The following is a 1,946-nucleotide window of genomic DNA, read 5'->3' as shown; positions in this document are numbered from 1 at the left end:
GAGGAAGACTGACTATGGCAAAAGAACAAGTGCAAGCCATTACGAAGATGGAAGAGGACTTTGCGCAGTGGTATACCGATATTGTAAAAAAAGCTGAACTTGTTGACTATTCAAGTGTAAAAGGGTGTATGATTCTGCGTCCGTACGGTTATGCCTTATGGGAGAATATGCAGAAAGTGATGGATGAAAAGTTAAAGGAAACTGGTCATGAGAATGTGTATATGCCAATGTTTATCCCAGAGAGTTTATTGCAAAAAGAGAAGGATCATGTTGAAGGATTTGCTCCTGAAGTAGCATGGGTTACGCATGGCGGAGATGAAAAGTTAGCGGAAAGACTTTGTGTACGTCCTACATCGGAAACTTTATTCTGTGAGCATTTCTCAAAGATTGTTCAATCATATAATGATTTGCCAAAGTTATATAATCAGTGGTGTTCAGTAGTTCGTTGGGAAAAGACAACGAGACCATTCCTTCGTACGACTGAATTTTTATGGCAAGAAGGCCATACGATTCATGAAACGGCAGAAGAATCGCAAGCTGAAACGTTAAATATTTTAAATCTATATGCATCTTTCTGTGAGGAATACTTAGCGATACCAGTAATTAAAGGACAAAAAACAGAAAAAGAAAAGTTTGCGGGAGCGAAGGCAACTTATACGATTGAAAGTTTAATGCATGATGGAAAAGCACTTCAAACAGGAACATCTCATAACTTTGGAACGAATTTCTCTGAAGCATTTGATATTAAGTTTTTAGATCGTAACGGTAAGTGGCAATATGTACACCAGACTTCGTGGGGTGTATCAACGAGAATGATAGGTGGACTTATTATGGTCCATAGTGATAATAACGGACTTGTAATGCCGCCAAAAGTCGCTCCAGTACAAGTTGTTATTGTACCTATTGCTCAGCATAAAGAAGGTGTGTTAGAAAAAGCAACAGAGTTACAAGGACGTATTCAGAAGGTTGCGCGTGTAAAAATAGATGCTAGCACTAAAACACCGGGCTGGAAATTTAATGAGTATGAAATGAAGGGAATTCCAATTCGATTAGAAGTGGGTCCAAAGGATATTGAAAAGAATCAAGTTGTACTTGTAAGAAGAGATACGAAAGAAAAAGAATGTATATCAATGGATCAATTAGAAGAACGCATTCCATCATTACTGGAGGAAATTCATCATTCTTTATTTAATAAAGCAAAAGTATTTCGCGATGAGAATTCGTATAGTGTGACGAATTTCGAAGAGATGAAAAAAGCAGCTGATGAAAAGCAAGGGTTTATTAAGGCGATGTGGTGTGGAGAACTAGCTTGTGAAGAGAAATTAAAAGAAGAAGTTGGAGTATCTTCACGTTGTATGCCTTTTGAGCAAGAACATTTAGCTGACGAATGTATTTGCTGTAGTAAAGAAGCAAAGCACATGGTCTATTGGGGAAAAGCATATTAATACGCTTTCTGATAGATGCCAAAAGGACTTTGGGTTGCATAATAAACTGCAATCCAAAGCCCTTTTTAGTTTTATATTGGTTTCATGTATTTTTTAGATGGAAGGATGTTGGTCTTTATTTTGCATTTTTACGGCGAATAAACAATAACATACCAATTAGGAATGTTGAAAGTCCTATTAAAATAGATGCAGGATAATGTGCTGCAGTATTAGGTAACTTATCACCTTGTTTTGTCGCATTATCTTTTACGTTACCACCTTGTGAACTGCTATCCCCTTTAACTCGATTGCCATCTTGGGAGCCTTTGCCATCTTGCAAACTGCTATCGCCCTTAACTCGATTGCCACCAGAACCGTTGCCACCAGAACCGTTGCCACCAGAACCGTTGCCACCAGAACCGTTGCCACCAGAACCTGTGCCACCACAACCTGACACAACAGACCAAGAGCCAACAGAAGCTGTCGGAGCAGGCGGGATCGGGGGAAGAGAGGGGGGGGGGG

The 1,946-nt window shown here is 39.5% G+C and carries 2 protein-coding genes; one reads left to right on the top strand and one right to left on the bottom strand.

Annotated features, from left to right (window positions below; genetic code table 11):
• Positions 1 to 14: 14 nt before the first annotated feature.
• Positions 15 to 1,445 (top strand): proline--tRNA ligase, encoded by a 1,431-nt coding sequence (gene proS / locus JDS92_RS29950; protein ID WP_001040989.1) that lies wholly within the window; start codon positions 15 to 17, stop codon positions 1,443 to 1,445.
• Positions 1,446 to 1,560: 115 nt separating this feature from the next.
• Here proS and JDS92_RS29945 read toward each other — a convergent pair.
• A partial coding sequence (locus JDS92_RS29945) for an LPXTG cell wall anchor domain-containing protein (RefSeq protein WP_199633030.1) occupies positions 1,561 to 1,946 on the bottom strand: 386 nt, incomplete at its 5' end.

The organism is Bacillus cereus group sp. N12, from assembly GCF_016483575.1.
GTDB classification, from domain to species: Bacteria; Bacillota; Bacilli; order Bacillales; family Bacillaceae_G; genus Bacillus_A; species Bacillus_A toyonensis.
Note: the sequence above shows the minus strand (reverse complement) of the source record. Positions and strands in the feature narration are given on the sequence as shown.

What these genes read in the sequence shown, in the direction of transcription:
- proS (WP_001040989.1), top strand. Translation starts at nt 15, where the DNA reads ATGGCAAAAGAACAAGTGCAAGCCATTACGAAGATGGAAGAGGACTTT.